The sequence below is a fragment of the Kitasatospora acidiphila genome (assembly GCF_006636205.1).
GTDB lineage: Bacteria > Actinomycetota > Actinomycetes > Streptomycetales > Streptomycetaceae > Kitasatospora > Kitasatospora acidiphila.
On the sequence record NZ_VIGB01000003.1, the window covers coordinates 4,884,582 to 4,909,211 of the forward strand.

The 24,630-nt window shown below is 73.0% G+C and carries 15 protein-coding genes, 1 tRNA gene, 1 other RNA gene and 3 pseudogenes; 15 read left to right on the forward strand and 5 right to left on the reverse strand.

Annotation, left to right across the window (positions count from 1 at the left end):
* The first annotated feature begins 259 nt into the window (after nucleotides 1–259).
* The 3 genes and pseudogenes from E6W39_RS23120 to E6W39_RS23130 all read left to right on the forward strand — a co-directional run bounded on the left by E6W39_RS23120 (nucleotide 260) and on the right by E6W39_RS23130 (nucleotide 2,695).
* Nucleotides 260–769 (forward strand): helix-turn-helix domain-containing protein, encoded by a 510-nt coding sequence (locus E6W39_RS23120; RefSeq protein WP_181799406.1) that lies wholly within the window; start codon nucleotides 260–262, stop codon nucleotides 767–769.
* A 366-nt stretch (nucleotides 770–1,135) separates the two neighbouring features.
* Nucleotides 1,136–1,441, forward strand: a complete 306-nt coding sequence (locus E6W39_RS23125; RefSeq protein ID WP_141635159.1) for a helix-turn-helix domain-containing protein — start codon at nucleotides 1,136–1,138, stop codon at nucleotides 1,439–1,441.
* Nucleotides 1,442–1,451: 10 nt separating this feature from the next.
* Nucleotides 1,452–2,695 (forward strand): annotated as a pseudogene (locus tag E6W39_RS23130) (tyrosine-type recombinase/integrase).
* A 100-nt stretch (nucleotides 2,696–2,795) separates the two neighbouring features.
* On the opposite strand, the gene E6W39_RS23135 reads toward E6W39_RS23130, so the two are convergent.
* Nucleotides 2,796–2,880: transfer RNA gene (locus tag E6W39_RS23135), tRNA-Ser, on the reverse strand.
* Between the two features lie 130 nt (nucleotides 2,881–3,010).
* Here E6W39_RS23135 and ffs point away from each other — a divergent pair.
* The 8 genes and pseudogenes from ffs to E6W39_RS41895 all read left to right on the forward strand — a co-directional run bounded on the left by ffs (nucleotide 3,011) and on the right by E6W39_RS41895 (nucleotide 12,058).
* Nucleotides 3,011–3,107, forward strand: an RNA gene (gene ffs / locus E6W39_RS23140) — signal recognition particle sRNA small type.
* A 48-nt stretch (nucleotides 3,108–3,155) separates the two neighbouring features.
* A pseudogene (locus E6W39_RS23145) lies at nucleotides 3,156–5,488 on the forward strand (DNA polymerase III subunit gamma and tau).
* Nucleotides 5,489–5,640: 152 nt separating this feature from the next.
* Complete coding sequence (locus E6W39_RS23150; RefSeq protein WP_101380955.1) at nucleotides 5,641–5,982, forward strand: YbaB/EbfC family nucleoid-associated protein; 342 nt, start codon at nucleotides 5,641–5,643, stop codon at nucleotides 5,980–5,982.
* Nucleotides 5,983–6,297: 315 nt separating this feature from the next.
* Nucleotides 6,298–6,896 (forward strand): annotated as a pseudogene (gene recR, locus E6W39_RS23155) (recombination mediator RecR).
* Between the two features lie 64 nt (nucleotides 6,897–6,960).
* On the forward strand, nucleotides 6,961–7,611 hold the full coding sequence (locus E6W39_RS23160; protein ID WP_141635160.1) for a DUF5063 domain-containing protein: 651 nt from the start codon (nucleotides 6,961–6,963) through the stop codon (nucleotides 7,609–7,611).
* A gap of 357 nt (nucleotides 7,612–7,968) precedes the next feature.
* A complete protein-coding gene (locus E6W39_RS23165; protein ID WP_141635161.1) occupies nucleotides 7,969–9,249 on the forward strand; it encodes an aspartate kinase in 1,281 nt (426 codons plus the stop codon).
* Nucleotides 9,250–9,558: 309 nt separating this feature from the next.
* Nucleotides 9,559–10,080, forward strand: coding sequence for a SigE family RNA polymerase sigma factor (locus E6W39_RS23170; RefSeq protein WP_407658440.1), 522 nt, complete (start codon nucleotides 9,559–9,561; stop codon nucleotides 10,078–10,080).
* Nucleotides 10,073–12,058, forward strand: a complete 1,986-nt coding sequence (locus tag E6W39_RS41895; RefSeq protein ID WP_228718306.1) for an SURF1 family protein — start codon at nucleotides 10,073–10,075, stop codon at nucleotides 12,056–12,058. The genes E6W39_RS23170 and E6W39_RS41895 overlap by 8 nt, the downstream gene beginning before the upstream one ends.
* A gap of 6 nt (nucleotides 12,059–12,064) precedes the next feature.
* Here the strand turns inward: E6W39_RS41895 and E6W39_RS23180 are convergent, their stop codons facing one another.
* From E6W39_RS23180 to E6W39_RS23190, 3 genes are all read right to left on the reverse strand, one after another.
* Nucleotides 12,065–13,876: a S9 family peptidase gene (locus E6W39_RS23180; protein ID WP_141635163.1), complete on the reverse strand. Its 1,812-nt coding sequence runs from the start codon at nucleotides 13,874–13,876 to the stop codon at nucleotides 12,065–12,067.
* A gap of 67 nt (nucleotides 13,877–13,943) precedes the next feature.
* Entirely contained in the window at nucleotides 13,944–15,362 is a 1,419-nt protein-coding gene (locus E6W39_RS23185; RefSeq protein WP_228718307.1) for an MFS transporter, read from the reverse strand.
* Nucleotides 15,363–15,439: 77 nt separating this feature from the next.
* Nucleotides 15,440–15,808, reverse strand: coding sequence for a nuclear transport factor 2 family protein (locus E6W39_RS23190; RefSeq protein ID WP_141635164.1), 369 nt, complete (start codon nucleotides 15,806–15,808; stop codon nucleotides 15,440–15,442).
* Nucleotides 15,809–15,909: 101 nt separating this feature from the next.
* Between E6W39_RS23190 and E6W39_RS23195 the strand changes: the two genes are divergently transcribed.
* The gene (locus E6W39_RS23195; RefSeq protein WP_141635165.1) at nucleotides 15,910–18,687 is read left to right on the forward strand and encodes a helix-turn-helix transcriptional regulator; all 2,778 of its coding nucleotides are present in this window, start codon (nucleotides 15,910–15,912) and stop codon (nucleotides 18,685–18,687) included.
* Between the two features lie 8 nt (nucleotides 18,688–18,695).
* Here the strand turns inward: E6W39_RS23195 and E6W39_RS23200 are convergent, their stop codons facing one another.
* The gene (locus E6W39_RS23200) at nucleotides 18,696–20,357 is read right to left on the reverse strand and encodes an alkaline phosphatase family protein (protein ID WP_141635166.1); all 1,662 of its coding nucleotides are present in this window, start codon (nucleotides 20,355–20,357) and stop codon (nucleotides 18,696–18,698) included.
* Nucleotides 20,358–20,574: 217 nt separating this feature from the next.
* On the opposite strand from E6W39_RS23200, the gene E6W39_RS23205 reads away from it, so the two are divergent.
* The 3 genes from E6W39_RS23205 (at nucleotide 20,575) to E6W39_RS23215 (ending at nucleotide 24,604) form a co-directional block, all read left to right on the forward strand.
* Nucleotides 20,575–21,258 (forward strand): Crp/Fnr family transcriptional regulator, encoded by a 684-nt coding sequence (locus E6W39_RS23205; RefSeq protein WP_141635167.1) that lies wholly within the window; start codon nucleotides 20,575–20,577, stop codon nucleotides 21,256–21,258.
* 152 nt (nucleotides 21,259–21,410) lie between these two features.
* A complete protein-coding gene (locus tag E6W39_RS23210; RefSeq protein WP_141635168.1) occupies nucleotides 21,411–22,226 on the forward strand; it encodes a hypothetical protein in 816 nt (271 codons plus the stop codon).
* Entirely contained in the window at nucleotides 22,223–24,604 is a 2,382-nt protein-coding gene (locus E6W39_RS23215) for a hypothetical protein (protein ID WP_141635169.1), read from the forward strand. Before E6W39_RS23210 ends, E6W39_RS23215 begins: the two co-directional genes overlap by 4 nt.
* Nucleotides 24,605–24,630: the final 26 nt, after the last annotated feature.

Genomic DNA, 24,630 nt, shown 5'->3' on the forward strand with positions numbered 1-24,630 from the left:
TCGGCCCGGTCTAACCTCCTTCCGGTTGGATTCTTCATGCTGACGGGATCGTTTGTAGCACCACGCGCAAGCCGCTGTCAAGCGATAGGCGCATGGATTTCTCAACCTGGGCCAGCATCTCTACTGGCGAGGATGATGGTGGAGATTTCGTGTAGATCAGCTCAACCGCTTGAAGGTTGGCCATCCCATGCTGCTACAGTCTTTTCATCGCCGCGTTGCCACTGCTCGCAATCGAAGGGAGGTTGGTATGGTCAACCCCATGGTGCATCGCTTCAAGGCCCTGGAGGGCGAGGCCCTCGTGGCCCACAACCTGAAGGTCCTGCGCAAGGCAGCCCGCCTCTCCCAGGAGGACGTGGCCGAGCGCATGACCCGGCTCGGCTTCAAGTTCCACCAGACCCAGGTCGCCAAGATCGAGAACGGCACCCGCCCGGTCCGTTTCGACGAGGTGATCGGCCTGGCCAAGGCACTCAGCGTCCCGGCAGCCAACTTCATGACCGAGGCCGTGGCCGGCCCCGACGAACCGGACTACGAGCTGCAGGAAGCCGGCTTCCGCGTCCAAGCCGCCGAGCAGGAGTGGAGAACCGCCCACGACCTCGAACAGGCGGCCAAGGCCCGGCTGGACGAAGCCGAGCGCGAGTACAACGAGATCGCCGACCGCCTCGCGGCCCAAGGCATCGACGTCGGCCCCGAGAGCTCCGAGCCCGAGTGGTACCCGGCGCCCAACTCGCCCTGGGATCCGCTCCGCAAGGACCCCTCGGCCGACCGGTAGGCCTGCTCGTGCAGCCCGCCTTGGGGCGCGACGGCCGTACGGCCATCGTCTCCGCGACCCGGCCGAAACCGTGAAGAGGCCGACCCAGCCCGCGGGGCCAAGATCTTTTTAGGTTCCTGGCCGGGGCCGCCGTAGTGTCCCCGTCCCGCCCGCTGCACCAGCCTGCTCAGCGGTGAAGGGATCGCCTTTTTGGAGAACGGCCGGACTCGCTCCTACCGTCTCCCCGCTGCCCTGACCGCCTCATCCCCGCTGTCCGACCCTCGGTGCTACGAACACCGAGGGCTGCCATGCGGGTTCATCTGTCCACCGCCCATCCCAACAGTCGCCACGGCGGCGCGTTGCCCCGCGCCGCTGGGAGGAATGCCCATGCCCGAAACGTCCCTGTCCCTTGCGCGTCTTGCCGGGGCGCTCGGCCTCACCGAACACCAACTCCTCGGTCTCGTCGCCAACTGCGGTACGGAGGTGCCGGACCCGACGCTGGTCGCTCTCACGGTCGAGGAAGCCGCCCGTCGGCTCGGTGTCGGCCGGACGACGATGTACGCCCTGGTCGCGTCCGGTGAAGTCCCGTCCGTGACGATCGGCCGCCTTCGCCGAGTGCCTGCCGAGGCGCTCAAGGAGTACGTGGCCGCCCGCACACAGGCCGCCACTTCGACCGTCGCGCTCGCGGCCTGAGGGGGAGCGAATGGCGAACACCCGCAAGCCCAACGGCGACTCCTCGATCTACGAGGGCAGCGATGGTCGCTGGCACGGCCGCGTCACAGTCGGCGTCAAGGACGACGGCACCCCCGACCGTCGCCACGTCAGTGCCAAGACCCGCCCGAGGTCACGGCCAAGGTCCGCAAGCTGGAGAAGCTGCGCGACAACGGCACCGTGCCCAAGGCAGGCCAGAAGTGGACGGTCGGCAAGTGGCTGACCCATTGGATCACCGAGATCGTGCCCGGCACCATCGGCGAGAACACCCTTGCCGGGTACGAGGTGGCGGTCCGCGTGCACCTCGTCCCCGGTCTCGGTGCCCACCGACTGGAGAAGCTGGAGCCGGAGCACCTGGAGCGCTTCTACCGGAAGATGCAGGACTCCGGCAGCGCGGCCGGCACTGCCCACCAGGCCCACCGCACCATCCGGGTCGCCCTCGGTGAGGCCCTGCGGCGCGACCACCTGACCCGCAACGTGGCCACGATCGCCAAGGCCCCCAAGCTCGAAGAGGAGGAGGTCGAGCCGTTCGAGATCGAGGAGGTCCAGGCGCTGATGGACACGGCGCGCAAGCGCCGCAACTCCGCCCGCTGGATCTTCGCGCTCGCCCTCGGCCTGCGCCAGGGCGAGGTGCTCGGGCTCCAGTGGAAGGACGTCGACTTCAAGCGCGGTGTCGCCTGGGTCAAGCGCGGCAGGCTGCGGCCCAAGTACCGGCACGGCTGCGGCGACCGCTGCGGGCGCAAGCCCGGCTTCTGCCCGCAGAAGGAGCCGATCCGACGCGAGACTAAGGACACCAAGTCCCGGGCCGGGCGACGTGCGGTGCCGCTGCCCGAGCCGCTCGTCGTGATCCTCCGGCAGCACAAGGAGGAACAGGACCGCGAGCGGGCCCTCGCCCGGGACCTCTGGGTGGAGAAGGGGTACGTCTTCACCTCGGAGATCGGCGCGCCGCTCAACCCCAGCACCGACTACCACCACTGGAAGCGGCTCCTGCGCGAGGCCGGCATCCGCGACGGCCGTCTTCATGACGCCCGTCACACCGCCTCGACTGTCCTCCTCCTGCTCGGTGTGCCAGAGCGGATCGTTATGGCGATCATGGGCTGGTCCTCGACCTCGATGGCCCAGCGCTACCAGCACGTCACCGAGCCGATGCTGAACGATGTCGGCAAGAAGATCGGCAAGGCCTTGTGGGGCGAGGCCGGACTGGGCCCAGAAGAGCCCGGTGAAGATGCGGCCTGAGGCCCAGAACCCCAACTGAGACCAAAACTGAGACCACGACACGAAGAAGGCCCCGACCGGAAACCCGGTCGGGGCCTTCAACTGCCCAGCTGGGCAAAGGCGGAGGATACGAGATTCGAACTCGTGAGGGGTTGCCCCCAACACGCTTTCCAAGCGTGCGCCCTAGGCCTCTAGGCGAATCCTCCGTGGGAGAGCTTAGCCCATGTTGAGGGGTGCTCGCGAACAGCTATCTCGCAGGTGAGGGGGCGGGGGTCGCCTGCGGATCGGAGATGGGGGTGGTGGTCGGGGGAACGGCGGGGATCCGCTACTCTTGTGGGCAGCCCCTCGTGTGGCGTTATCTCTCTGAACCCCCCCAGGGCCGGAAGGCAGCAAGGGTAGGAGGGCTCTGGCGGGTGCACGGGGGGTCCTGTCTTTTCGGGGGCCGACGCGTTTGTCGGTCTGTCCCGATATCGTCGGTGGCGTGTCCCTAGCTCTGTACCGCCGCTATCGCCCCGAGACCTTCGCCGAGGTCATCGGGCAGGAGCATGTGACCGCTCCGCTTCAGCAGGCCCTGCGCAACAACCGGGTCAACCACGCGTACCTGTTCAGTGGCCCGCGCGGCTGTGGGAAGACGACCAGTGCGCGGATCCTGGCGCGCTGCCTGAACTGCGAGCAGGGGCCGACGCCCACGCCGTGTGGTGAGTGCCAGTCGTGCCGGGATCTGGCGACCGGTGGGCCAGGCTCGATCGACGTGATCGAGATCGACGCCGCCTCGCACGGTGGTGTGGACGACGCACGTGAGCTGCGCGAGCGGGCGTTCTTCGCGCCGGTGCACAGCCGGTACAAGATCTTCATCCTGGACGAGGCGCACATGGTGACCTCGGCCGGCTTCAACGCGCTGCTGAAGGTGGTGGAGGAGCCGCCGGAGCACCTCAAGTTCATCTTCGCCACCACCGAGCCGGAGAAGGTGATCGGGACGATCCGGTCCCGGACGCACCACTATCCGTTCCGGCTGGTCCCGCCGGGCACGCTGCGGGACTACCTGACGGACGTCTGCCGGCGGGAGGACATCCAGGTCGAGGACACCGTCTTCCCGTTGGTGGTGCGGGCCGGTGCCGGGTCGGTGCGTGACTCGATGTCGGTGATGGACCAGCTGCTGGCCGGCGCCGGGGAGCAGGGGTCACGTACCAGATGGCCACCGCGCTGCTCGGGTACACCGACTCGGCGCTGCTGGACGAGGTGGTCGACGCCTTCGCCGCGCAGGACGGGGCGACGGTGTTCCAGGTGATCGACCGGGTGGTCGAGGGCGGGCACGATCCGCGCCGGTTCGTGACGGACCTGCTGGAGCGGCTGCGCGACCTGGTGATCCTCGCCACAGTGCCGGACGCGGGGGAGAAGGGGCTGATCGACGCCCCCGCCGACCGGGTCGCGGTGATGCAGGCGCAGGCTGAGCGGTTCGGGGCGGCCGACCTGAGCCGGGCCGCCGACATCGTCAACACCGGGCTGACCGAGATGCGCGGCAACGCGGCGCCCCGGCTGCAGCTGGAGCTGATCTGCGCCCGGGTGATGCTGCCGGGGGCGTACCAGGACGAGCTGTCGCTGATGGCCCGGGTGGACAAGCTGGAGCGCCGCGCCACGCTGGGGGGCGGGCAGGGGCTTGCGGGGATGGCGGCGGCCGTCCCGGCGGCTGCGCCTGCCGTGTCAGCCATGCCTGCCGCGCCCGCGATGCCTGCCGCGCCCGCGATGCCTGCCGCGCCCGCGATGCCTGTCGCGCCCGCGATGCCTGCTGCGCCGGCCGCGCCGCCGCAGGTGCAGGCTCAGGTTCCGCAGGTTCAGGCGCCGCCGGTGCAGAGTCAGCCGATGCCGGTTCAGGCGGCCGCACCCCAGCAGTCCGCCCCCGGCGCCTGGCCGATCCCGCGCAGCTTCCCCGCCGCCGGGGCGCCCGCCGCCCCCGCGCCCGCCCCGGTGGCCGCACCCGCGCCCGCGCCTGCCCCGGCACCCCAGCAACCCCAGCAGCAGCCCCAGCAGCCGCCGCAGCAGGCGGCGCCGAGCGCGCAGGGCCAGCAGGGCGCTGCCCAGGTGCGCCAGTTGTGGCCGCAGGTGCTGGAGGCGGTGAAGAACCGCCGCCGCTTCACCTGGATCCTGCTCAGCCAGAACGGCCAGGTGGCCGGTTTCGACGGCAGCACGCTCCAGGTCTCGTTCATCAACGCGGGGGCCCGCGACAGCTTCGTCTCCAGCAACAGCGACGAGGTGCTGCGCCAGGCGCTGGCGGACGCCCTCGGGGTGGACTGGCGGGTGGAGTGCATCGTCGACCCCTCGGGCGGCGCGGGCAACGCTCCGGCGCCGCAGGCTCCGCCGAGCGGCGGGGGCGCCGGGGGCGGCTGGGGCACGTCGCGGCCGCAGCCGGCCGCGACGGCCACGGCGGTCGGCGGCCACCAGGCGGGCCAGGGCGGCTTCGGTGCACCGCCGGCGGCACCGGGAGCGCCTTCGGCGGGTCAGCCGCAGGCCGGCCCGGTACAGCCGGCGCCGCAGGCCCAGGCGCCGGTCCAGGCCCAGGCGCCCGCCCAGGCGTACCCCGCTGCCCGGACCTCACCGCCCCCCGCCGGATCGCAGCCCGCAGCCGGGGGAGCCGCGGCGCCCCCGCCGCCGGCCCCCGCCGACGAGTACCCGGACGACTTCCCGCCCGAGGACTACCCGATGGAGGCGCACCCGGACGTGCCGTCCGGCCCGCCGACCCAGGGGCCGTCGGGCGAGGAGCTGATCATGCGGGAGCTGGGCGCCACCGTGCTGGAGGAGATCCAGCACGGCAGCTGAGAAGTTGAGCGACCAAGCAGTCGGGGCAGCCGGGGCGGCTGGGCCATCGGGCCACTGGGTAGCCGAGCAGTCGCCGGACGACGGCGTGGGGCAGTCAGGACATAGGCTCGGCATGAAGGTGTCCGAAGCAGATCAGTCAGGAGAGTGACCCCGTGTTCCCTGGTGGCGGGCAGCCCAACATGCAGGCGCTGCTGAAGCAGGCCCAGAAGATGCAGCAGGACCTCGCCAAGGCTCAGCAGGAGCTGGCCGAGGCGCGGCTGACCGGTTCGGCGGGCGGCGGTCTGGTGGAGGCGACGGTGACCGGCAGCGGTGAGCTGACCGCGCTGAAGATCTCCCCGCAGGCCGTGGACCCGGAGGACACCGAGACCCTGGCGGACCTGGTGCTCGCCGCCGTCCGTGACGCCAGCGCTGCCGCGCAGAAGCTGCAGGCCGAGCGGATGGGCCCGCTGACCCAGGGCCTGGGCGGCGGCGGCATCCCGGGTCTCCCGTTCTGACCCGTTCTGACCGTTCCGACGCTCAGCCGGTAGCCGGGCGGGCCCTGCGGTCACGGAGGCGACGACCCGAGTAGCGGCCAGGCCGCAACAGCGCTCCCCGCGTGCTCCCGAGCACTCGGGGAGCACGCGGGGAGCACTCACGAAGCGCTCGACGAAAGCGCTCAAAGAAGCAGCACAAGATCTGAACAACTAAAGATCAGGTCTGAACGTTTGACGACTTCAGGGCGCCGGGCGCTGTGCCCGGCGCCCCGATCGTTGGATGATGAGGACGAACACGACGACCGGCGCGACCAGCGCGGCAAGGAAGGCGGAGCGGTGTACGAGGGCGTGGTGCAGGATCTGATCGACGAGCTGGGCCGACTGCCCGGTGTCGGTCCCAAGAGCGCCCAGCGGATCGCCTTCCACATCCTGCAGGCCGACCCGGTCGACGTCCGCCGGCTGGCGCACGCGCTGCTGGAGGTCAAGGAGCGCGTGCGCTTCTGCGTGACCTGCGGGAACGTGGCCGAGGCCGAGCAGTGCCGGGTCTGCCAGGACCCGCGGCGCGACCTGACGGTGATCTGCGTGGTCGAGGAGCCGAAGGACGTGGTGGCGATCGAGCGGACCCGCGAGTTCCGCGGCCGCTACCACGTGCTGGGGGCGCGATCAGTCCGATCGAGGGTGTCGGCCCTGACGACCTGCGGATTCGCGAGCTGCTGGCCCGGCTCTCCGACGGGACGGTCGGCGAGCTGATCCTGGCCACAGACCCCAACCTGGAGGGGGAGGCGACCGCCACCTATCTGGCCCGGCTGTGCAAGCCGATGGGCCTGAAGGTGACTCGGCTGGCGAGCGGCCTGCCCGTCGGCGGGGACTTGGAGTATGCCGACGAGGTCACCCTCGGCCGGGCCTTCGAAGGGAGACGACTGCTCGATGTCTGAGATTTCTGAGATGTCTGGAATGTCCAGGATTTCCGGAGGATCCGGTAAGTCCGGAGCATCCGGGATGTCCGAGAACCCTGCGCTGCAGATGCCCGAGAACCTGCCGGAGCCGGACGACTTCGCGGTGCAGATCGCGGACTCGGTCAAGAGCTTCGTGGTCGCGGTCACCGAGATCGCCAAGGGCGACGAGCCGGGCAGTGCGATCTCCCTGCTGCTCCTGGAGGTCTCCCAGCTGCTGCTGGCCGGCGGGCGGCTCGGCGCGGTCGAGGACGTGGTGCCGGACGACCGGTTCGAGCCGGACGCCGGCCCCGAGCCGGACGGTGTGGAGCTGCGCGAGAACCTGGCGGAGCTGCTGGCCCCGATCGACGTCTACCACGAGGTGTTCGACCCGTACGGCCCGCCGGAGCGCCCGAACGCCTTCCGGATCTCGGACGACCTGGCCGGCGTGGTGAGCGACCTGCGGCACGGGTTGACGCACTACGAGGAGGGCCGGGTCAGCGAGGCGCTCTGGTGGTGGCAGTACTCCTACCTGTCCACCTGGGGCTCGACCTGCACGGCGGTGCTGCGGGCGCTGCAGTCGCTGATCGCGCACGTGCGGATGGACAGCCCGATCGGCGCGGTGCCGGACGGCGCGGACACCGACGACGACGGCCTGACCGACGAGCAGCTGGAGCAGCAGGCCGGCGATCTGATGGCAGCCGAGCTGGGGATCTGATCCGGGTCGAAACCCTGAAGGCATCCCCCGGTGCCCGCGGCAGCCTGCCGAACCGGTCATCCGCGAAATTATCGGAAGAAATCTTCGCGCGGATATTTCCAGTGCCGCCCGGCCCTCGGCGCGAAATTCTTCTCCGGGGGTGCCCGACCCTCCGTAGACCTGCCCGTTCACCCGTCTGCTGGGCGTTCAACTCGTGAAATGGCAGTCTCATCATATGGAAAGCGTCGGATGGGTCGCCCCTGCTCGCTAGACTGGCGAGCGACCGCAGTACCCCCTGCCCAAGGGGTCTGGGGGGATCGGGCGGCGCCACCCGCGTCGGGCACCACCCCCCGAAGACGACTTAGTCGAGGAGCGCACGTGGGCCTTGTCGTGCAGAAGTACGGCGGCTCATCCGTTGCGGATGCCGAGGGCATCAAGCGCGTAGCCCGTCGAATTGTCGACACCAAGAAGGCCGGCCATGAGGTCGTCGTCGTGGTGTCCGCGATGGGCGACACGACGGACGAGCTCATCGAACTCGCCGAGCAGGTTTCCCCGATTCCTGCCGGCCGTGAGTTCGACATGCTGCTGACCGCTGGAGAGCGGATCTCCATGGCCCTGCTGGCGATGGCGATCAAATCCCTGGGACACGAGGCCCAGTCCTTCACGGGCAGCCAGGCCGGTGTGATCACCGACCAGGTCCACAACAAGGCGCGCATCATCGACGTCACGCCCGGCCGGATCCGCTCCGCGCTGGATGACGGCAACATCGCCATCGTGGCCGGGTTCCAGGGCGTCTCGCAGGTCAGCAAGGACATCACCACGCTGGGCCGCGGCGGCTCGGACACCACCGCGGTGGCGCTGGCAGCGGCCCTCAAGGCCGAGGTCTGCGAGATCTACACCGACGTGGACGGCGTCTTCAGCGCCGACCCCCGGGTGGTCAAGAGGGCGCGCAAGATCGACTGGATCGGCTACGAGGACATGCTCGAGCTGGCGTCCTCCGGGTCGAAGGTGCTGCTGGACCGCTGTGTGGAGTACGCGCGGCGCTACAGCATCCCGATCCACGTACGATCGTCCTTCTCCGGTCTACCGGGGACCATCGTCAGCAACACCAACCCGAACGAGCCCGAAGGGGGCGAGATGGAGCAGGCCATCATCTCCGGAGTCGCCCACGACACGTCCGAGGCGAAGGTCACGGTCGTCGGCGTCCCCGACAAGCCGGGCGAGGCGGCCCGGATCTTCCGTGCCATCGCGGACGCCGAGGTCAACATCGACATGGTGGTGCAGAACGTCTCCGCCGCCTCGACCGGGTTGACCGACATCTCCTTCACGCTGCCCAAGACCGAGGGCCAGAAGGCGATCGACGCACTCGGCCGGGTCAAGGAGGGCATCGGCTACGAGTCGCTGCGCTACGACGACGCGATCGGCAAGATCTCGCTGGTCGGCGCCGGCATGCGGTCCAACCCCGGGGTCACCGCGACCTTCTTCGAGGCGCTCTCCGAGGCCGGTGTGAACATCGAGCTGATCTCCACCTCGGAGATCCGGATCTCGGTGGTCACCCGGGCCGAGGACGTGCCCGAGGCGGTCCGCGCCGTGCACAGCGCCTTCGGGCTGGACAGCGACTCCGACGAGGCCGTCGTCTACGGCGGGACCGGACGGTAACCGTCGCGGCGCAGGCGATGACCGCAACGGCGGCCGAACCGGCCGCCTGAGGTCACCCCGGGCCGTCCCCTGGTCGCTTTTGACCCGGTTTCGACATGCTTTCGGAACGCAGCCCCCTTCCTGGTGGAGGGGGCTGCGTTGGGTACGGAAGAATGTCGGTCGAACGGGGCAACCCTGAGGGGGATCAAGTGTCCAACGGGCGTGACAGACCTGGCAGTGGTGGGTGCGGTGGCGAGGCCGTCCCGAGTGCGCCCAGCCCCGCAGAGCGGCGTGCGCTCGGATCCCGTGCGGCGACCCGTTGAGGCGGAGGTGACGACGGCGGCAACCGAGGCGGTCGGCGCGAGCGTCGACCTGCTGACCACCACTTACCAGGCCCACTACCGCTCGCTGCTGCGGCTGGCCGCGCTGCTCCTCGACGACCAGTCCTCCTGCGAGGACGTCGTGCAGGAGGCGTTCATCCGGGTGCACTCGGCCCGGCGGCGGGTGCGGGAGCCGGAGAAGATCCTCGCCTATCTCCGGCAGACCGTGGTCAACCTCTCGCGCAGCACGCTGCGGCGGCGGATCCTCGGGCTGCGCCTGCTGCCCAAGCCGATGCCTGACATGGCCAGTGCAGAAGAGGGTGCCTACGATGCACTGGAACGCGACCAGTTGAAGGCCGCGCTGCAGCGCCTGCAGCGCCGCCAGCGGGAGGTCCTGGTGCTGCGCTACTACGCGGACCTGACGGAGGCCCAGGTCGCCGAGGTGCTGGGGGTCTCGGTGGGTGCGGTCAAGGCCTATGGCTCACGCGGCCTGGCGGCCCTTCGGGTGCTGATGGAGAGCGGTCATGACTGAGGAGCAGGTCGACGGGGCAGGCGCGGTGCCCGCGTCGCGCGGCCCGGAGCCGGAGCCCAGCCCGGGCGACGAGCAGGCGGTGCGGGCACTGCTGCACCGCGCGGTGGCCGAGGTCCAGCCGGCGCCCGACGCGCTGGCCCGGATCCGCCGTGCCGTGCCGGCCCGCCGGGCCCGCTACCGCCAGGCCTGGACGGGGGCGGCCGTGATCGTGGCCCTGACGGCCGTCGCGGTGCCCACCCTGAACGGGCTCGGCGCACTGCAGCTCTCCGACGGCTCGGCGCCCGGTGCGGCGGCCCAGGCCGGCACCGAGGCGGCCCGGCCCGGCGGCGGCCCGGTGCAGCGCAGCACCAGGCCTGCCGTGCCGGTGCCGGTGCCCGGCGACGGCTCGGCCAGCCCGGTCGGCGCCAGCGCGGCGCCGACCGCCGCCGGCCAGTCGGCCTCGCCCAGCAGCAGCGCCTCGGGCCCGTCGGCGCCGGCCGGTGCCACCGCGCCGCCCAGCACGGCGCCCGCCTGCGCCCGGACCGACCTGGGCGGCGGCAGCGTGACGACCGGGCAGGCCGACGCCACCGGGCGGGTCTACGGCGCGTTCACCGTGACCAATGTCTCCGGCCACCCCTGCCTGCTCGGCGACCCAGGGACGATCGGCGCGATGGTCAGCGGCGGCGGTGCGGTCCAGGTGGTGGCGCACACCGCCGGCGACCCGGCGCCCAACCTGCCGCCGCCCGCGCCGGACAGCCCGCGGCTGCTGGCCGCCGGGGCGAACTACCGCATGGTGTTCGCCTGGGTGCCGGACGCGGTCTGCCCGAGCACCGGGCCGGCCCCGCAGGCGACCGGCAGCGGCCAGCCCACCTCGGCCGGCTCGAGCCCGAGCAGCGCGGCCACCGCGGGCGCGGTCAGCGGGGCCGGAGCGCAGCCGGGGGCGCCAGGGCAGCCGCGCCCTCCCCGGCGTCCGGGGCCGACGGCGGCGGCACCGCCGGGCCCACCGGGCAGCCGGCCCCGCCCGCCTCGGCGTCCGCGACCCCGGCGCCGTCGCCCGCGGTCACGCCGGGCACCCTGGCCCTGGGGTACCGCCCGCTGGGGGCGGCACCGGACGTGGCGAGCGCCACCATCGGCGGCGTCTGCGGCGGCGGCACGGTGTACCGGGCCGCCGTCCAGTAGTGCCCCCTGCGCGAGGGCCGAACGTAATGGTGGTTACCGTGGGGGTGTGTACCGGTTCCTCCTGACTCCGCGATGGCTCGGCAGCACCGTCCTCGCGGTCGCCGCCATCGTGGCCTGCCTCTGGCTGGGCAGCTGGCAGCTGAGCCGGTTCGAGGCCCGGGTGACCCCGCAGCACGCCGCCGGCACCGCGCCGACGGCTGCCGCGAGCCCGCTGGACACCGTGCTGCCCGGCCCGGTGGCCAAGGTCAGCACGGTCACCGTCGGCCACCCGGTGACCGTGACCGGCAGCTACGACCCGGCGCACCAGCTGGCCGTGCCCAACCGCACGGTGGACAACCGCCAGGGCTACTACCTGTTCACCCCGCTGCGCACCGCCGACGGCCGGGCCGTGGCGGTGGTGCGCGGCTGGCTGCCCGGCGCACCGGGGGCGCAGCTGCCCGCGCCGCCGAGCGGGCAGCAGACCGTCACCGGCCGGCTGCAGGCGCCGGAGAGCAACGACACCTCGGGTGCGGTGGCCGGCGGCCTGCCGGCCGGGCAGCTGGGCATGATCAGTCCGGCGTCGCTGGTCAACCTGCTGCCGTACCCGGTGTACGACGGATGGGTGGCCGCCGATGACGTGCCGGCCGGGATGACCGCCGTGCCCACCGCGCAGCCGTCCGGTGGCGACGGGCTGACCGCCCGGGCGTTCCAGAACCTCGGCTACACCCTGGAGTGGTTCGTCTTCGCCGGGTTCGTCGGCTTCATGTGGTTCCGGCTGGCCCGCCGGGAGGCGGAGGCGGCCCAGGACCGGGCGCTGGGCCTCGACCCGGTCCTGGAGTAGCGACCGCTAGCCGCCGAGGTGGCGGCGGACGAAGTCCAGCTCCAGCCGCAGCTGCTTGATCCGCTCCTCGACCACCAGCGAGCCGTGGCCGGCGTCGTACCGGTACACCTCGTGCGGGACGCCGAGCTCGTCGAGCCGGGTCACGTAGTTGTCGATCTGCCGGATCGGGCAGCGCGGGTCGTTGACGCCGGCGCTGATGTAGACCGGCACCCGGACCTTCTCGACGTAGCTCAGCGGCGATGAGGCGTGCCAGCGCTCCGGCACCTCCTCGGGGGTGCCGCCGAACAACGTGCGGTCCAGCGACCGCAGTGCCTCCATCTCGTCCGCGTAGGCGGTCAGGTAGTCGGCGACCGGGACCGCGGCCAGGCCCAGCGACCAGGCGTCCGGCTGCACGCCGAGCCCGAGCAGGGTCAGGTAGCCGCCCCAGGAGCCGCCGGAGAGCACCAGCCGCTCCGGGTCGGCGAGGCCGGCGCCCACCGCCCAGTCGCGCACCGCGCCGACGTCCTCCAGCTCGATCAGACCGACCCGCTCCTTCAGCGCGTCGGTCCACGCCTGGCCGTAGCCGGTGGAGCCGCGGTAGTTGACCCGGACCACCGCGAAGCCGTGGTCCAGCCAGGCGGCCGGACCGGCGGCGAAGGCGTCGCAGTCGTGGTGGGTCGGCCCGCCGTGCACCTCGAAGACGGTGGGGAACGGGCCGTCGCCGGCCGGGCGCTGCACCAGCGCGTGCACCCGGCCGCCCGGGCCGTCCACCCAGACGTCCTCGACCGGCACCGAGCCGGGCGGCACCGGACCGGCCGCCCGCAGTACCACCCGTCCGGCGGTGGAGCGGACCACCGACGGCTCGGCAGCCGACGACCACAGGTACTCGACGGTGCCGTCCGGGCGCGGCGAGGCGCCGGCCACGGTGCCGCGCGGGGTGTCCAGGCGGGTCAGCACGCCGGTGGCCAGGTCGTAGCTGAACAGCTCGCTGCGGGCCTCGTACTCGTGCTCCACCAGCAGGGCGGTGGCATCGGGCCGCCACTGGGCGGAGACGTCGCCGGGCAGCGGGCGGCCGTCCTCGGTGCGCAGCTCCAGCTCGGTCTCGGTGCCGGTCAGCGGGTCCCAGAGGATCGGCTCCCAGCGGCCCCGGCGCTGGTGGGCGAGGAGCAGCCGGCCGTCGCCGGGGACCGGGGCGAAGCCCAGGCAGGCCAGCCCCCGCGGCTCCTGGCGGCCAGTCACCTCGTCGAGTTCGGCGACGGTCCGGCCGTCCGCGGTGGCGACCACCCGGATCGCGTTGTGCATCGCGTCGCCGTGCTCGGTGTGGTCGATGGCGAGCAGCGTGCCGTCGTGCGAGAGGTCGCCGACCCCGCCGTACTCGGCGTGCCGGTAGATCTCCACGGCCTCGGTGGCGCCGGGGCGCAGCAGGTGCAGGGTGGTGCCGTCCTCGTCGGTGGAGCGGCCGACCACCACGGTGCCGTCCCGGCCGAGCGCCAGGCCGGCCTCGTAGGAGGGGGCCAGGCCCGGCACGGCGGGCTCGTCGGCGCCGCCCTCGAACGGCTGGCGGCGCCAGATGCCGAACTCGTCGCCATCGGTGTCGTCGAACCACCAGACCCAGGCGCCGTCGGGGGAGAGCACGGCGTCGGTGGTGCCGTGCGGCCGGTCGGTGACCTGGCGATGGCTGCCGGTGGCCCGGTCCCAGGCGTAGACCTGGTAGGTGCCGGTCGTGTTCGACACGTACAGCGAACGGTCGGGGGCGTCGTCCGCCCAGTCGGGGAGGGACACGCGTGCCGCCCGGAAGCGCTGCTCCCAGGCGGGCACGTCGTTCTTCTCGCTACTCATCCGAGTCACTCTGGCACGGGAGCCCTCGGGCTGGTCAACAGGGGCTCTCAGTTGTCGGCCCTTTCGGTCAGACCTGTCGGTCGGCACCCGGCAGGGCCTGGACCAGCAGGGCCAGCAGCAGCTCCAGGGCCACCAGGGCCAGCAGGCTGAGGCTGAAGGCGTGGCTGAAGCCGTGCCGCAGGCTGCTGTAGAAGAGGTTGCCGAGCAGTGCGATCCCGAGGGCGCCGCCGACCTGCTGGACGGTGGCGAGCACCCCGGCCGCCGAGCCGACCAGCTGCGGGCGCACCCCGCCGAGCACGGTGCTGGTCAGCGGGCCGATCACCAGGCCCATGCCGAGGCCGTCGACGAACAGGCCGGGCGCCAGCCACCAGGCGCTGCCCGAGGTGCCGACCTCGGCCGCCGTGACCGCCATCAGGCCCAGGCCGGCGGCGAGCACCACCGCGCCGAGCGCGATCGCCTGCCGGCCCAGCCGGGCGGCCACCCGCGGCGCGGCGACGGAGGTGATCAGGTAGCCGCCGCCGATCGCCGTGAAGAGCAGCCCGGAGTTCAGGGCGTTCAGCCCGTGGCCCTGCTGCAGGAAGACGGCCAGCACCAGGAAGAACGAGCCCTGCCCGAGGTTGAAGACCAGCTGGGCCAGCGAGCCCAGGCCCGCCGCGCGGTCCCGCAGCAGCCGGAAGTCGACCACCGGGTCGACGGCGAACCGGCACTGGTGCACCGCGAAGCCGGCGAAGAGCAGCGCCGAGCCGGCCAGGCAGAGCCAGGTCCAGAGCGGCCAGCCCTGCGCCTGGCCCTGGATCAGCGGCAGCACCAGGGCGGTGACGGCGGCGGTGACCAGCGCGGCGCCCGGCAGGTCGAGCCGCTGCTTCTGCGGGGCCCGGGACTCGGGGACGCAGCGGCGCACCATCGCCAACGTGGCCAGGCCCACCGGCAGGTTGATCAGGAAGCAGCTGCGCCAGCCGAGGCCGAACAGGTCGGCCTGGATCAGCAGGCCGCCGATCAGCTGGCCGAGCACCGCGCCGATGCCCATCGTCATGGCGTAGGAGCCGAACGCCTTGGCCTGCGCCGGGCCGGTGTAGGCGGTGCGCAGGATGGCCAGCACCTGGGGGCCGGTCAGCGCGGCGGCCAGGCCCTGCGCCACCCGGGCGGCGACCAGCACCCCGGCGGTGGGGGCCAGGCCGCAGGCGGCCGAGGTGACGGTGAAGAGCACCAGGCCGAGGGCGAACATCCGGCGCCGCCCGAACCGGTCGCCGAGCCGGCCGGCGGTGACCAGGCCGGCCGCCAGGGCCAGGCCGAAGCCGGCCACCACCCACTGGACGGCGGTGGGGCCGGCCCGCAGGCCGGTCTGTAGTGACGGTATGGCCACGTTGACGATGAAGAAGTCCAGGGTGGTCATGAAGGTGGCGGTGAGCACCACCGGGAGCAGGCCGCGCGGGGCCGGTGCGGGGGCGTCGACGACGGGGAGGGGGCGGGACAGGGTGGTGGCCACGGGGGGCTCCTATCTGGGTGCTTCCGGCGGGGGCGGGCGCCGGCGCTGGTCGGCCGGCGCCCGCAGGGAGGTGGGGGTCAGGCGGACGGGACCTTGTCCAGGAAGCCGAGCACGGAGGCGATCCGGCCCTCCTCGTCGGCCACCAGCACGTCGAAGCCGACCACCAGGGGCTCGGCACCGACCGGGCCGAGGTTCCAGGTGAACCGGGCCTGCTGGTGGTGGGCGTCCACGCCGGCCTCGCCGAGGCTGAACTCCAGGCCGGGGAACTGGGCCTGGACGGCGCCGATGGTGGCGTCGATCGCGTCCCGTCCGGCGGCCTCGACCAGCGGGTCGGTGTAGCTCGCGTCGGCGGCCCAGTAGGTGTCGATCAGCTTGCGGCGCTCGGTGGCGTCGGCGGTGTTCCAGGTGGCGATGTACTGCTCGGCCAGCTGCTGAAGGGTGCTCATCTCGGTTCTCCTGTCGGTTTGTTGCGGCTCGTTCTTGCTGGTCATGACGTTAGGCAAGATGCGCGGCGGCCGAATCGGTCAGCCATAGGTAGGCTGCGGGCATGCTGTACGGACGGGCGGGGGAGCAGGCATCCGTCGATGCACTGCTGGCGGCGGCACGGCAGGGGCGCAGCGGGGTGCTGGTACTGCGCGGCGAACCGGGGATCGGCAAGAGCGCGCTGCTGGAGTACGCGGCCGAGCGGGCCGAGCGGGCCGAGGGGTTCCGGGTGATCCGGGCGACGGGGGTGGAGTACGAGGCCGATCTGCCGTTCGCCGGACTGCAGTTGCTGCTGAGCCCGGCGCTGGACCGGCTCTCGGTGCTGCCCGCGCCGCAGCGGCGGGCGCTGGAGGCGGCGTTCGGGTTGGCCGAGGGCGGCGGGTTGACCGAGCGCCTGCTCAGCGCGCTGGGCACGCTCGGCCTGCTCGCCGAACTGGCCGCCGAGTCCCCGCTGCTCTGCCTGGTGGACGATGCGCAGTGGCTGGACCGCTCCTCGGCCGACGCCCTGCTGCTGACGGCCCGCCGGCTGGATCGCGAGGGCGTGGTGCTGCTCTTCGCGGCCCGGGACGGCGAAGGGGAGTTCAGTGCGCCCGGGCTGCCCGAACTGCGGCTGGAGCCGCTCGACCCTTCCGCGGCCGCCGAGTTGCTGGCGGCCCGGGCTCGGACGGCAGACGGCTCGGCGGCCGACGCCGGCCTGCGCTACCGGGTGCTGGCCGAGGCCCGGGGCAACCCGCTGGCGTTGACCGAACTGCCCGCCGCCGCGGCGGCCGGACCGGTGGGCAGCGAGGGCCCGGTGCCGCTCACCGGCCGGCTGCGGGAGGCCTTCCTCGGCCAGGTGGCCCGGCTGCCCGCGCCGACCAGGACGCTGCTGCTGGTGGCCGCCGCCGAGGAGCAGGGCGAACTGGCCACCGTGCTGCGGGCAGCCGAGGCCCTGGGGGTCGGGGCCGCCGACCTGCCGCCCGCCGAGCAGGCCGGGCTGCTGCGCCGCACCCCGGGTGACGGCCGACTGGCGCTGCGGCACCCGCTGTTGCGCACCGCGATCCTCGAAGTCGCCGGGCTGGAAGAGAAGTTGGCCGTCCATCGGGTGCTGGGGGCGGTGTTGCTGGCGAACGGCCAGGAGGATCGCGGAAGTTGGCACCTGGCGCTGGCCACCACCGGTCAGGACGCCGAGCTGTCCGCCGCGTTGGAGCGGGCCGGCCATCGGGCCGCCGACCGGGCCGGCCACTCCGGGGCGGCGGCGGCCTTCGAGCGGGCCGCCCGGCTGGCCTCGGACCGGGAGAGCGCGACCCGCTGCCTGACCCTGGCAGCCGAGGCCGCGTTGGACGCCGCGCAGGCCCCGCGGGCCAGGGAGCTGGCTGAGCGGGCCGCCAAGCTCACCGAAGAGCCCTTCGTGCTGGCCGTGTTGGAGTGGGTGCGGGGCACCGCCGCCTTCTGGCGCGGCGACTACCCGGAGGCCCACCGGCTGCTGCTCACCGCGGTCGGGCGGGAGATCGACCAGGCGATCGCGGCCCGGGGGCTGCTACAGGCCTTCCACACCGCCTGGTACCTCGGTGGCGAGCACGTCCGGGAGGTGCTGCGCCGGCTGGCCGCGCTGCGGCTGCCGGCCGAGGACGCGCTCGGCCCGCTGGTCGGGCAGCTGCTCGCGATGGTCGGTCCGGCGTTCGCGGAGGCGGTGCCCGACGCCGGGGAAGCCTCGGCCGACGGTGGTGTGCCCCCGCTGCTGGCCGCCGCCCGGGCGGCGCGGGCCGCCGGCGCGGACAGCCCGCGCGACCTGGTGCAGTTCGCCGGCGCCGCCCTGGTCGCCGGGCGGGACGCCGAAACCTTCCTGCTCGCCGACGAGTTGATCGCCGAAGCCCGTGCCGCCGGCGCGGTCGGCCTGCTGCCCACGCTGCTCTTCTTCCGCGGCGAGGCCGAGCTCTTCCACGGTCGCCATCGGGACGCCGAGCTGGCCGCCAGCGAGGGGCTGACCCTGGCCAGAGACCTCGGCCAGCCGCAGTGGACCAGCCAACTCGCGGCGCTGGACGCCTACTTGGCGGCCCTTCGGGGCGATGCCGAGCTGGTGGCGACCCGCACCGCCGAGGCACTGGGCGAGGCCGTGACCGCCTGGGGCGCCCCGGCGGCCGGCACCTCCTGGAGCCAATGGGCCCTGGCGGTCCACGACTTGGGGCAGGGCCGGGCCGCCGAGGCGGTCGAGCGGCTGGCCGGGCACACCGCCGGGCCCTACCGTCACCATGTCTCGGCGATCCGCACCGTGCCGGATCTGGTCGAGGCGGCGGTCCGGCTCGGCGCCCCGGAGCGGGCCGAGGCCGCGTTCGAGGAGTTCGCGGCCTGGTCGGCCCGGATCGGGGCCCCGGCCTGGACCAGGGCGCTGGTGCTGCGCTGCCAGGCGCTGCTGGGACCGGCCGAGTTGGCCGAATCCGGCTATCTGGCCGCCCTGGAGCTGCACGAGGGCGCTGATCGGCCGTTCGAACTCGCCCGGACCAGCCTGCTGTTCGGCGAATGGCTGCGCCGCGGCAAGCGCAAGACCGAGGCCCGCGCCAGGCTGCGCACCGCCCTGGAGGTCTTCGAGCGGCTCGGCGCCACCCCCTGGGCCGAGCGGGCCCGCGCCGAACTGGGCGCCGCGGGCTCCGCCGCGCCGCTGACCGCGCCGGTCGGGCCGCTGGCCGGGCTCACGCCGCAGGAGGAGCAGATCGCCAGGCTCGCGGCGCGGGGGCTCTCCAACCGGGAGATCGCCGCCCAGCTCTTCCTGAGCCCCCGCACCGTCGGCCACCACCTCTACAAGGCGTATCCCAAGCTGGGCATCGCCTCACGCGGTGAACTGGCCGCCCTGCTCTCCGCCTGACGCCACGTTCACCGGGTCGGCAGCACCTTGGTGTGCTCGTCGCGAACCGCCTGCAGCGACTGCGGGTTGAGGCCGAGCAGCTTCAGGATGGTCGGCGCGATCTGCTTGGTCTGCACCGGGGCCGACTCGCTGCGGTGGCCGGGGGTGCCGGCGCCGGAGAGCACCAGCGGCACGTTCAGGTCGTCGGCGTGCGCGCCGCCGTGCTCGGCGACCTTGCCGTGGCCGCCGGTGTACACCACGCCGTACTGCGAGATGCCGAAGATGTCGGGCACCCGGGCGTCGCCCGGCTTGACGCCGAAGTAGTCGGCGGCGTCTTCACCGGCGTAGACCTTGGTCAGGCCGGAGGCGGTGAAGGCCCTGGGCTTGCCGTTGATGTCGTTGCCGGTGCCGTGCTGGGCGAGCAGGTAGTTCTTGGCGAACTCGGTGGCGGCCGCGGAGCGGTCGTTCAGCCAGAGCAGCATGCCGTCGTCGTCCACCGAGTGGGCCACCAGATCGCCGGCGCCCGGGTGGGCCTGCTTCCAGGCGGCGTTGAGGCCGTCCAGCAGCGGGCCGTCGTCGATCCGGGTGAGCGCCTGCGGGTCGGTGGGCGACTGGCCGTGCTTGGCGGAGAGGATCACCGTGGTGCTCTTGTCCAGGTGCTCCTTGCGCAACTCCTCGGTGAGCGCGCCGACCTGGGCGTTGACGTAGTCCAGCGCCTTGGCCAGCAGCGGGCCGGGCACGTCCTTGGCGGCGTAGCCACCGGTCAGGCCGGCGGTCGAGGGCAGCTTCTGGGCGGTGGAGACGCTCTGGAAGTTCAGGCCGAAGACGGCGGGGACGCCGGCCTTGACGGAGCGGCTGTGGTCGTAGCCGTCGATCTCGTTGAGGACCGCCCGCACCTTGTAACCGTCGTACTGCTGGGTGGCGTTGTTGTCCTTGGTCCAGTCGTCGCCGGCCGGGTAGCCGGTCGCGGCCGAGTTGATCTCCGGCGCGAACAGGTCGTCGATGCCGTTGCCGGACGGGCCGTTGAGGATGTCGTAGGCGACGTGCTTGTCCGACCAGGCGGTGTGCAGGCCGGCCTGCTTGGCCACGTCGAAGACGGTGTTCACCTGGAGGTAGCTGTGCGGGTAGACCGGCTTGCAGGTGTGCGGGTCGACCGGCAGCTTGCTGGGATCGATCAACTCCTGGGCGTTGCCGGTCATCCGCAGGATCGAGCCCGGCAGACCGGACAGGCCCTGGCCGGCGTCGATCGAGTCCTTGTTCTTGTCCAGGTCCTCGGTGAGGTCCACCTCGACGCCGGGCTTGGCACCCTTGCAGTCGGTGGTCCCGGCCGGCAGCAGGGCGGCGTTGTAGGTGTCGTCGTAGTAGACGCCGGTGGTGCCGGGGCCGCCACCGGTGACCTGGGCGACCATGCCCGGGAACGAGTCCGAGGGGGTGGTGGTGCCGGCATCGGTGTACTGCACACCGCCGTTGACCAGCCGGGCCAGCGCGGACTGCGGGTGCTGGGCGAGGTACCAGCTCAGGTCCGACTGGTGCAGACCGTCGACCGAGATCAGCAGCACGTGCTGGGCGGCTCCGTGCTGATGGCGGCCGGCCGGGTCGGCGCCGGCGGCGTAGGCCTGGCTGAGCGAGCCGGCGGCCAGCGCACCGGTGGCGCTGAGAACGGCGGCGAGGCGGACAGAGCGTCGGGTCACGGGGGCGTCTCCTGAACTCAAGGCGGGGGAGCAGTAGTTGCTGCGTCATGCGTAGTGTCCGGCGGTGTACCGGGGGAAGCGCGGGCATGAACGGCCGGCGAAGCGTCGGCGCGCGGCGCGGGCCGCAGCTGTGCCGGGTGTCGCTACGCTGCTGCTCGGCCCCGCCGAAGTCGGGGCGGGCGGGTTCGGTGCAGCGCGTGGAGGCGGGAGGCAGCCGATGGAGTTCGAGGACCGGGTTCCGTTCGTGGTCCGGTTGGACACCGAGGACCGGCAGGCGCTGTTCGCATCCGGGAAGCGCATGGCCTTTCCGGCTCGGCAGGTGCTGCTGCGCGAGCACGAGCCCTCGGCGCACGTCCTGATCCTGCTCTCCGGCTGGACCAAGGTGACCTCCGCCGCGGCCAACGGCTATGAGGCGCTGCTCGCACTGCGCGGGCCCGGCGACATCGTCGGTGAGGGTGCGGTGCTGAGCGGGCGGCCCCGCTCGGCGACCGTGACGGCGCTCGGGCGGGTGGAGGCGCTGGCCGTCGAGGCCGACCGGTTCGGCACGCTGCTCGACGAGCGGCCGGGGATCGCGAAGAAACTGCTCGCGCTGATCGCGGACCGCACCCGGGACAGCGACCGCCGGCGCGTGCAGTACGCGGCGCTGAACGTCCAGGAGCGGCTGGCCCTGCTGCTGCTGGAGCTGATCCGCAGTCACGGGCAGGAGACCCAGGACGGGGTGCAGGTGGCGCCCGGCCTCACCCAGAGCGAGCTGGCCGGCTCGGTCGGCGCCTCCCGGGAGGCGATCGCCCGCCTGCTGAAGGGGCTGCGGGAGCGCGGCGTCGTCCGCACCGAGCGCCGCGGCCTGGTGGTGCTCCGGCCGGAGGTGCTGCGGCAGATGTCCCGCCAGGGAACGGGTTGAGCGGGCGGACGACCAAGCCCGGCGCCCACTCTGTGTACACGGTCACATTCCGAGTGTGCTAATTTCCGTCGCCGGACACCCGGTCGTCATGGCACCTTCGTCGGTGTCCAGACGGGCCGTGCCTGGCCCCCTGTCGCCAACGGAAGGCAGCCATGCGTGAGCCTGTGAACCGGACCATCCTGCTGCTCGACATCGAGCGGTTCAGTCGTCGCGACGACGTCGTCCAGGCCGTGCTGCGGAGGTCCCTGAACGCCGTCGTCGACCAGACCATGCGCTCCGCCGGGGTGGAGGCCACCCAGCAGTACCGCGAGGACCGCGGCGACGGCCTGATCGTGCTGCTCGACGGCGATGTGGCCAAGACGGCGGTGCTGCGGTCCCTGCTGACCACGACACCCGAGCTGCTGTACGAGCACAACCGGCTCGCCTCGGCCGGCGCGCAGCTGCGGCTGCGGCTGGTGCTGGCCTCCGGCGAGGTCGCCTACGACCCGCAGGACGGCACCGTCGGCGGGGTCGTCGGGCACGATCTCAACCAGGCCTGCCGACTGCTCGACTCCGCCGCGCTGCGGGACGCCCTGGCTGCGCGGGCGGACGAACCGTGTGTGCTGATGGTGAGCGGCACGGTGTACGACGGCGTGGTGCGGCACGGCCACCGCGGGGTGCGGCCGGAGCTCTTCCGGCACACCGAAGTGGTCGTCAAGGACGGTGTGCTGGAGGCGTGGCTGCACGGCGGGAGCGGGCCGGCCCAGGACACCGGTGGGCCGCAGCAGGCTTCCGCCGTCCCGGCCGCGCCGCAGCGCCCGGCCGCACCCGCCGAGCGGGCACCCGAGCAGCCGACCGGCCCCGTGATCCACTTCCATGGCGCCCCGGTGGTGCACGGTTCCGTCGTCGTCGGGAACCAGCACGGGGTGAGCGGCGGCCAGGTCACCGGCAACGTGGTGCTCGGCGGGTCGACCGGGAGCGCCTCGTGACCGATCCGCACGGCCCGCAGGGCGCGGCGTCCGGCGAGCCGCTCGCCGAGCCCGCTCAGCCGGGTTCCGCCGCCGAGAACGACCTGGCGGCCGCTCAGGCACCTGACCAGGCCGAGCCCGAGGACCGGGCGGGGCACGCCTGGGACTCCCGCCGCGACCTGCTCCGGCACAGCCCCGGCATCATGCTCGGCCGTGCGGCGACGCTGGGCGGCTCCCTCGTCGGTGGGGACCAGCACGGGGTGAGCGGCGGCCAGGTGATCGGCGACGTCATCCTCGGCGGCAGCAAGGTGGAGTACCACCTCGGCGGCGACGACGAGGAGCGGTCCGGCGAGATTCCCGTCGCCGAAGTCGAGGCGCTGGCACGGCACTTCGTCCAACCAGCCGCTGCTTCGGTTGCTTCGGGCGAACCCGCCGGCGGGCAGCCGGACAGCGGTACCGCGGACGCGGACGCCGGGTGGCAGGCGGACAGCCCGTTCGGCGTCGCGGTCGAGGAACTGCGCAAGCAGCGCGTCGTGGTGCTCTCCGGGCCGGCCACGACCGGTCGCCGCACCGCCGCCCTGATGCTGCTGCGGGCCGTCCGCGCGACCGCCTACCGGGCGATGGACCCCGGGCTGGCGCCGGGCAGGCTGGCCGGTGAGCTGCGGGAGCACTGCGGCCACCTCCTCGCGGACTACGCCACCAGCGCCGAACGGCCGCTGCGCGAGCACCACCTGCGGGCGCTGAGCGAGCGGTTGGGCGCCACCGGCGGCCACCTGGTCATCGTGGTCGGGCCGCATCCTGTCATCCAGGGCGGCAGCGGCCATGTGCCGTGGCAGCCGCCCGCGCCGGAGCTGCTGCTGCGCGGCCACCTGCGCCACAAGGAGCTGGGCGGGCGTGGGATAGACGAGCTGCTCGCCCTGCCCGAGGTCCGGTCGGTGCTCGGGCACCCGCGCCCGGTGGCCGAGTTGGCCCGGTTCGCCGACCGCGTCGCCGAGTACGCGCGCGGAGCCCGGCCGCTGGACAGCCTCGCGGCGTTCGGCCACTACGCCGCCGAGCGGCAGGTGCGGGAGTGGTTCGACGACACCGTGCAACCCCCGCAGGACGGCCGGCAGCCGCTGCACGACAAGGCCTTCCTGATCGCGCTCGCCGCCTTCGACGAGGGCCCGTACGCGCTCACCGCCGAGCTGGGCGACGACCTCTTCGGGCGTCTGCAGCGCATCGAGGACCCGGGCGAGCCGGCCCGCATCCCCGTCTTCGGTACTTCCAGCGCCCAGCGGGTGGAGTACGCCCGTGCCGACCGCTACGAGGAGGCCGAGGAAACCGAGTGGGGGCCGGTGCTGCAGACCAAGATCCAGTTCCGGGATCCGCTCGCCGCGATCACGCTGCTGCGTGAAGTGTGGACCGGCCACCCGTCGTCGCGTCCCGCCCTGGTCGGGTGGCTGCGCCGGATGGCGACCGACCCGCGTCCGCTGGTCCGGACCCGCGCCGCCTCCACCACCGCCGTCCTCGCCGAGACGGACCTGTCCTCGACCATGGCGCTGCTGATCACCCGCTGGGCCGCCGGCCGGCTGTTCCGGGAGCGGCTGGCCGCGGCGAACGCCCTCACCCTGGCCCACCACCTGGGCGCACCGCATGTGCCCCGCATCCTGCGGGGCTGGTGCACCGACCCCGACCACCGGCTGCGGTGGACGGCCGTCCGTGCCTACGCCCTGGTGGGAGACACATTCCCGGAGCAGGCCGTCGCGGCGCTGGTGGAGGCCGTGCGCGCGTACGAGGGCCGCGGGGGAGCGGCGCGCGCCTGGAGCGAGGAGCTCGATGAACTCGCGCAGTCGGCGGCCGCGTTGCTGCTCGCAGCCGGCCAGAACGGCGCCGAGCCGGACGGCGGCCCGGGCGGAGCGGACGCGGCGACCGACCTGTGGCCCACACTGGTCCCGCTGACCACAGGGCGGGGGCGGCTGCGGGAGTTCGTCCTGCGCACCGTCATCCACGCATGCGGTCCGGCGGACGGCGAACCGGGCATCGGGCGCCCGCTGCTGCTCGACCAGTTCGCCCGCGCCGACCGGGCGCCCGGTACCCCGGGGGCCCTGCTGCGGCAGGCGCTCGCCGCGCTGTGGCGCACGGTGCTCAACGACGCGATGACCTCGCAGGCCGGCCTTGAGGACATGCGCCGATGGGTCCGGGCCGCGGACCGCGACCCGGAGGCCGAACAGGCTCTCGGTGAACTGCTCCCGAAGCTGGCCGTCTCGGTCGAGGACGGCAAGCGGCTCGCCTACCTGCTGGAGAACCTGCGCGGCGGCGAGCCTGAGCAGGAGCGGCCTGCCGTGGCCATGCGGCTGCTGGCGGTCCTGCGGCAGCCGAGTGCCACGGCCCACCAGGCGCCGCACCACCTGGTGTCGTAGGCCCGCGGCATCATCCGGTCACGGGT

Coding starts and splice junctions, on each gene's coding strand:
- E6W39_RS23120 (WP_181799406.1), top strand. CDS start 260: ATGGTGCATCGCTTCAAGGCCCTGGAGGGCGAGGCCCTCGTGGCCCAC.
- E6W39_RS23125 (WP_141635159.1), top strand. CDS start 1,136: ATGCCCGAAACGTCCCTGTCCCTTGCGCGTCTTGCCGGGGCGCTCGGC.
- E6W39_RS23160 (WP_141635160.1), top strand. CDS start 6,961: ATGTCCGAGAACCCTGCGCTGCAGATGCCCGAGAACCTGCCGGAGCCG.
- E6W39_RS41895 (WP_228718306.1), top strand. CDS start 10,073: ATGACTGAGGAGCAGGTCGACGGGGCAGGCGCGGTGCCCGCGTCGCGC.
- E6W39_RS23180 (WP_141635163.1), bottom strand. CDS start 13,876: ATGAGTAGCGAGAAGAACGACGTGCCCGCCTGGGAGCAGCGCTTCCGG.
- E6W39_RS23190 (WP_141635164.1), bottom strand. CDS start 15,808: ATGAGCACCCTTCAGCAGCTGGCCGAGCAGTACATCGCCACCTGGAAC.
- E6W39_RS23195 (WP_141635165.1), top strand. CDS start 15,910: ATGCTGTACGGACGGGCGGGGGAGCAGGCATCCGTCGATGCACTGCTG.
- E6W39_RS23205 (WP_141635167.1), top strand. CDS start 20,575: ATGGAGTTCGAGGACCGGGTTCCGTTCGTGGTCCGGTTGGACACCGAG.
- E6W39_RS23210 (WP_141635168.1), top strand. CDS start 21,411: ATGCGTGAGCCTGTGAACCGGACCATCCTGCTGCTCGACATCGAGCGG.